Annotated in this window: 2 protein-coding genes; both read right to left on the minus strand. The window is 56.6% G+C overall.

Going from position 1 to position 7231, the window contains the following annotated elements; genetic code table 11:
- Window positions 1–1073 (minus strand): hypothetical protein (locus V6D20_05055; GenBank protein ID HEY9815157.1); only part of this gene is annotated, 1073 nt, incomplete at its 3' end.
- Between the two features lie 1009 nt (window positions 1074–2082).
- A partial coding sequence (locus V6D20_05060) for a reverse transcriptase domain-containing protein (GenBank protein HEY9815158.1) occupies window positions 2083–7231 on the minus strand: 5149 nt, incomplete at its 5' end.

Below are 7231 nucleotides of genomic sequence, written 5' to 3' on the forward strand. Positions count from 1 at the left end.
AATCCGGCGAGGAAGGTGCAGATGGGCTTGGACCAATCCTTGGAGAGCCGCATGGACATGAGCTGTTGTTCGAGGGTAGTGCGGGTGTTCTGGGCAATGACTCCGGAGCCAAACTTGCGGCACAGCTCTGCGTAGAGCTGCTGGCCGTCCCCTTCCTCGGGGGTGTTCTGAATGGTGTAGCGCCGGACGATGGAGACAGCGGTGGGTTCCTTGATGCAGTGGACAAGGACGGCATGGACAAACTTTTTGATCTGGGCAAACACAGCGATGGCGTCCGGAGTAGCAGGGATGTAGTCGGGGTCAAGGGCATCCTCCAATCCCTGGGAGACAGCGGTGGAACGGAAGTGGCGGTTCCACGTGTTGAAATGGGCTTTGTCCTGGAACTTGGTGAAAACCGACATGTCGCGACGGATACCGCGCTGGAAGGCCGCCAAGGACGGAGTAGGGGACACCACCGGAGCAGAGGAGGTGCCAGGGGCCGCAGGGACAGTGGACGTAACAGGTGCGGAGGTAGCCACAGGAATAGCGGATGGAGAAGGAGCGGTGGTAGTCACAGGCACAGCGGCTGGTGCCGGAGCCGTGGTAGTTGGAGGGACATCGGATGGGGCCGCCGCCGGGGCGGTCGTAGCAGCAGTGGCAGGAGCAGCGGCGGCGGCAGGAAGGACGGGTACATCGCCAGCAGGGGGCCGGCCGATGGAGAAGCAATGGGTGCGATAACGGAGGAAGGACTCGGCGGAGAAGCGGGCAACGAAGTCATCAGCGTCCCAGCTCGCGCGGTTGTAGGCCCAGCCACGCACGGCAATGAGGGTTCTAGCTTGGGACACCGTCAGGAAGCGGCTCCGAGTGAAGTCATCATCGGAGAGCTCAAGGAAGTCAATGAGGGTAGAGGGCCCTAGCTCGTTGAGGGCCTCGCGGTACGGAGAGTCGGCTGCAGCGCCGCCAAGGACGGAGAGGAGGTGTTCGATGGGGTCCGCAGGGGGTCCATCGGCAGCAGGAAGGGAGTCCAAGTCGTTGGGATTGGGGGCGCCGGCGCCACTGGAGTCGTTGGAGTGGACGGAGTTGGAATCGGACATGTCAAGGGGATAATGGGCTCTCAAAGGGTAGAAGGGGTTGTAGGTTGCAGCACGGTGTTGTTCCGACGCTCTGCAACGGTTGCGCAATCAATGGAAGGCTTGGGACGTCTCCGCAAGCTCACAGGTCAATGGGATAGAAGGGGGGCCGCAGGAGATGGACCGCAGAAGATGGCCGCAGAAGATGGGCCGCAGTAGATGGGCCGCAGTAGATGGGCCGCAGAAGATGGGCCACAGTAGATGGGCCGTAGTAGAGAGCAGGAGGGAGTGTAGGTTGTTTGCCGGTAAACTGCAGGGGCAGGCCGGACTAGATCCCAATGGTAGAGAGAGGTAGGTGTAGGTAGCAGTGGAGGTGCAATTTTCGCCTGAAAATGACCAATGGAGGTGCCAAATGACCCTTGAAAAAATGGATGACAATGGGGGAACTGGCGGATCCGCTCCTGAGCTGAATAATGGGTTGTAGAAGCTGAAACAAATATCAATACAACCGTCTTGAGCTCTTTGTGATGATGCAAAAAGAACGGAGAAAATCCGAGCACTTGGGGGCTCGCGGCGACGGTATAATTGAATGGCTTCTTTCTTGGAGAGTTTTGAGAAGTGGAAACTTGCGAATCCGCTCCTGAACTGAATACTGGCTTGTAGAGACTCAAACAAGTACGGAAAGGAACGCCCTAAAGTTCTTGATACAATGAAAAAAGAACGGGTTCAATCCGAGTACTTGGGGGGGAATGGCGACGATTTTAGTGAAGGGTCTTCTTTGTTGGGTAATAATGACTGTTGCTTGCGCGCGCAAAAGAGGTGCAGAGAGGCTCAGGGCGACACTACTGCGACTGTTAATCTGTCAGATGGTTGCCTACGTAGCCAAGGGTGATCAGTCCTCCTACTGTAGACTACCAAGATGGTTATTCAAATGGTTGGCCACTACAACAACGGTGTGAAGATTAAAACTGAATGAATGGAGAATGATCGATTGTTTGTTCGACAGAGGTGCGAGATTTTCCGTTGGGTAAGCTCAAGTCCCTCCAGTATGTGCGACCGAGTTTTGTGTCCCACGGGACTCGGGATCGGATACGAACTGGGGATTGAACTGGGGCTTGTGATTGAGTGTGAGAGGACCGATCTCACAGTCCGTCTCACAGACGGCTGTTACTCCCCTCGGTGCTTGAGCAGTCGGTCCAGAAGCACCGTCCAATGGGGCAAGTGGGGAAGATGCCGGGACAATGGTATCTCCCTTCCAGAAAAGCATGGGTTCAACATGCGACCACATGGTTGTGAAGTCGAGGGACTTGGTGAGGATATCTGATGGGTTCTCCTCAGATCGGACGTAGTGGAAGCGGATAACATTGCCTGCAATGGCTTCGCGGACGCGGTGATAGGACAGGGCATTCCAGCGCTTGGAGAGCTTGGAATGAGGAATGGTGGAACTGGTGACCACAGATTGGTTGTCTCCAAATAACCATGAGACACCATCGATAGGGACACCAAGTGCACGGAGGGTGAATCGAAGATCCATGATCTGCTCAGTGGCTTGACGAGCAGCCATGAATTCACTGCCGTAGGTGGCAGTCTCAATCTGGCTCTGTCTCTTCGAGAACCAGTCAATCGGAGTCTGATTGATAACATGGAGAATCCCAGTGCAGGATCTCCCCGTAGTCAGGTCATGCATGAGGTTGGCATCGACAAAGGTGGATGTGCGAACCACTCTTCCCTTGGGCGGTGGAAACATGCCCTCAGGGATATCTTCTTTAGGGTTGCCATAGACGGAGTACATCCAGTCATGGTGCTCAGGTTGCTCCCCATAGATGGACTCATAATTGGGGATGCCAGTGCGGTAGCGAATGGCTCCCTGGGGATACTTGCAAAGGTACCGAACGATCTGCTTGGCACGATCCAGGTGACCGACATGGGGCTCGGTACGGTATCGGCTCAAGGTCATCACAGCATGGGCGATGTCGAAGCGGCAGAGAGAGATTGTCCACTGGAGAGCACCGATGAGGCTCTGATACTTGGCTGTATCATCAGGGGTGCAAGGCTCGGTAGTGTCGAGCTCGGGTTGATCGCCCTTCATCAATGGAATGATGGGACGCTTGCCATGGGTCTTCGGTTCCTCCCCAAACAGTTGTTTGTAGTTGTCAGCAAGGCGGCGGACATAGGTCTGGCATCCATAGCAGAGGGTGCCATCGGCATCATTGAAGAAGTCTCCCCCAAGGTGGTAACGAGGCGGTCCAACACCCTTCAACTTGTAGTTGTATGGGGCGGATTGGAGGGCCTGCATGAAGGTAGTAGGATCCTTCATGGCGACAAGGAGATCATCAACATAAGTACAGACGTACTCATAGCAGTCTCCAGCATCACGGTACCACACATCGGGGTCACAGAGGGTAGGCTTGAAACCCATGTCATAGAGGGTATCAGCAAACTTGTCATGGAATCGGGCACCGGAGCTTCGAAGTCCGTAGAGTGCCTTGGAGATCAACAGAGTATGGCCAGCTAGGGGGCCGAATTCCTTGCCTGCAATGAAGGCAACCTTCTCTTTGGTATATGCCTCCAGATAGGCATTGCCAACATCTGCAGCACAGAGTTCAAGGTCATTGAGTTGGGACAGGAATGTGATGAGCCGGATGGAACGGAGGGAGGCAACACTGGAGTAGACAGAGTCCTTTGGAGGGGCGGTCAAGTGGCCACCTCCGACATAGCGGGCCTTTCGACGGCCGTCTTCCTTGCAATCAAAGATGATGTGACAACGAATCATTTTGTAGCCAGAGGGTAGCTGCCGGCCAACGCCATGGTCAATGAAGGTTTGGTATTGGGAGAGCTGGTCAATCTCAGTCTTGACAGCCTCAGCCCAAAGGGTATTGCCATTGGCTTCATCCAAGGCATAGGCTTCTTTGAGTGTTCTTGGAATCTGGACTCCAAACTTGTATCGAATGGCATTGTTGTGAGAGGCACGGCGGGCCTGGTTGAGCATCCTCTGGAGCTTCTTGGTACGACGGGCTGTGGGTTTGAGAAACTTCCACCCAGGTGTATCCAGCAGGTCGTGTTCCTTGGCATAGGTAGCGAGGGTTACCTTGTCTGTTTTTCCAACGAGATTGATGGGCTCCCATGTCTTGCTACCATCGGCCCATTGGATGAGGGCATTGTAGAGAGAGCCTTTGTATCTGGGAGTGCCCGGACGGAGCGGACCCTCATGGTCAAGGATGGCATCGTATGCCCAGGTGTCCAGCTCCCCATCAGCTTCAGCTCGGTGTTGGCGCTCAATGATATCAGACAGCTCATTGTAGGAGATAATCTCTTCCAGCTCCCCATCTCCAATGGACACAAGAAACTTGATTGCCTGATGGTCTTCAGCCTCACGGTCCAGGATCTTGCGCGTGACTTTGGCACGGAACTGCTCCCCAGTCTCAGTCTCTCGAAGGAAAGACAGGCCAAGGAGTTCCTCTGGAGAGAACTTGGGGACTTCCAGAGCTGTTGGATCTGCTAGGTCCATGTGATCGGCAGCTGTATAGAGGACAGGTGGGCGGTCGGATGGGGCTGTCTCCCCTCCATCAGCGATGGAAGGGCCGCCGGGGATGATGGGAGATCCCTGTGGACGAACACGGCGGTTGGGGAACATGGGATCTTTGGCAGCACGGACGTTGCTGCGGGCAATCAATTGCTCAGTGTCGTTGGTGAGAATCCAGTAGGTGAGGAAGTCGCCCTTCTTGGCAGCAGGGCCACACCAGCGGCCGAGCTTCTCACCACCGTTCTTGGAGTCCTCGTAGAAGACTTCCTGCCAGAAATGGTAGGTGAGGTAGGGAGACACGTCAGTGACTTCCCCGGTGACAACAGAGTTGGGGATGGCTCCATTGGTATTGACCAAGCAATTGCTGAGACCGATTACAAACAGCATGGTGATGAGCCAGAACTTGGAAGGTATAGCAAGCCGGTCCATGATGGAGTTGGATTGGCGCTTGACATCCTGAATCATGCGCTCAATTGGATTCTGATGTTCGTAGTAGGCCTCAGACTGCTTGTCCTTGACACAGTAGAGGCGGTGGAGGTCGGCAACCTTTCCATAGATCTCGGCTTTGGCATTGTCGGTTTTGAGGCCAATAGGTGCTCCAATATCACGGAGGAGCTCTTGATACACAGCAGGGATGTCGGACTCAGATCGGAGAGGATAGCCAACGAGGAACTTGGAGTCAATACCGCCAAAGAGTTGCAGCATTTGACAGCCTCCATGGCCAGGGATGCCGTCGTCGTGGGCTGGACAGTCGGCAAAGATGGTATCGCTGGTCCACCACTCGGGAAGACGGCGGACGTTGGCCGCAGGGAAGCGGGAGCGGAAGTGCTTGCGGAATGGGTGATGGATGGTGGCGCGATAGTACTGAGTAGTGGCATCAAGGGTGGCTTTGATCCGGTCGTTGGGGACCCACATGAAGTTGGGTTTGAGAAAGTCCAAATCCGGGAGCCGGGGGCGGACAGACTGGGGAAAGGCCGATAGGATGCGGCCACGGGCAGAGGCCACAGTGAAAGCAGCAACAGTATGCGTGTACAAGGCATGGATCAATGAATCAACAGCATGACAGTGGGAGTCGGAGCCAGGGACAAGGATGGGCGGGTCGGCCGCCAAAGGAGGGAGCCGCCCGGTAGACAGAGCAAGGTGGGTATGGCGGAGCTCCCCAAATTCATCAACAGTAGGGTCCTGAGCCTCACGGCGGGCCAGGGCAAGTGGCGGCATATCAAAGCCATCGGCAATAAACTCCTGGTCCATGACCGAAGGGTCCCAAGGAGAGTCAGAGGTGAAGAAGACATGCGGGAAGCGGGACAGGTCGGAGTCACTGGGGGCTGACATGTCAATGTAGGGCAAGCCTTCACGGATGTGAATGGGTACAACAAAGCCTTCAATGGTGATGATACACTGCATGCCGCCATTGGACTGGGCACGGTCGTCAACAAGTAGTCCAAAGCTTTCCATCTGGCCTTTGCAATGGATGGTACGGCCTCCATCATTGCGCTGGGCATAGGAGGAGAAGATGGCAATCACAGGGCCATCATGTAGGGTCTCAACCTTGGCCGCAGCCTGGACAATGGGCAGGTTCTCAAGGATATCGCGGGTAATCCCTTGGACGTTGGCAGTGGCAGTCAAATGGGTCTCAAGGATGATGGCATCGGAACCAATGAGCCCACCGTTGGCCCCTCCATCAATGAGGGCGCCTTTGACAGCACGGGAGGACTCATGGACCGTGTACAGGTGGGTGTGATTGGCACGGCGATAGATGGTGCCATTGACAGAGATGGTATCATCGGAGGCAGCCGGCGAGGGCCGGGCTTGGTGGGTGGACATGAGCTGCCGCACAAAGGTGGTAGGCTGAGAGACGCCGGAGGCCACAGTGCCACTAGACTGGGCAGGAACCTCGGCGGGAATGGACGGAGGGACGGAGGGCACCGTGCCGGTGTAGTTCGATCGCTGAGAGCGGGATGGATGGCCGGAGCCGCGGCCAGCGGCAGCACGGCGTTGCTTGCGCCGCTCCCGGAGCTCAGGGGAGAGGGCATAGAAGTCGGTATCATTGAGCCACACCGCCGGGTCTGTAGGGTCGGTGTGTGGGTCGGAGGGGCCAGTACGACGGCCACGGGAGCCAGAGTCATGGCGCCCACGGCCTTGCCCACGACCGCCACCGCCACTGCCACGGCCACGGCCGCCACGGCCACGGCCTCCACCATGGGGCTGGTTTCGCTGACCGGAGCCGCCTGGGCGATCGGAGTGACTGGAGTTGGCCTGCTGAGAGCGCCGGGCACTGGGAGGATGGGCGCGGTCGAGGCTCACAGCATGGGAATGGAGGGCCTCCATGATCTCGGAGAATGACAGGGTAGGATTGCCTTCGGTGAGGCGTAGCTGCTCAATAGCCGTGAGGTGGCTGTAGTAGGGTCCCATTTCCCGGTGGGGCTCCAAAGCACGTTGGAGTTGGTCGCGGCACCAGGTATCAGAGTACATGTAGGGGTCAGCGCTGGCCTCACGGAGATCCTGGATCCGATTCTGGAATCCGGCGAGGAAGGTGCAGATGGGCTTGGACCAATCCTTGGAGAGCCGCATGGACATGAGCTGTTGTTCGAGGGTAGTGCGGGTGTTCTGGGCAATGACTCCGGAGCCAAACTTGCGGCACAGCTCTGCGTAGAGCTGC

Source organism: Candidatus Obscuribacterales bacterium, assembly GCA_036703605.1.
Taxonomy (GTDB): domain Bacteria; phylum Cyanobacteriota; class Cyanobacteriia; order RECH01; family RECH01; genus RECH01.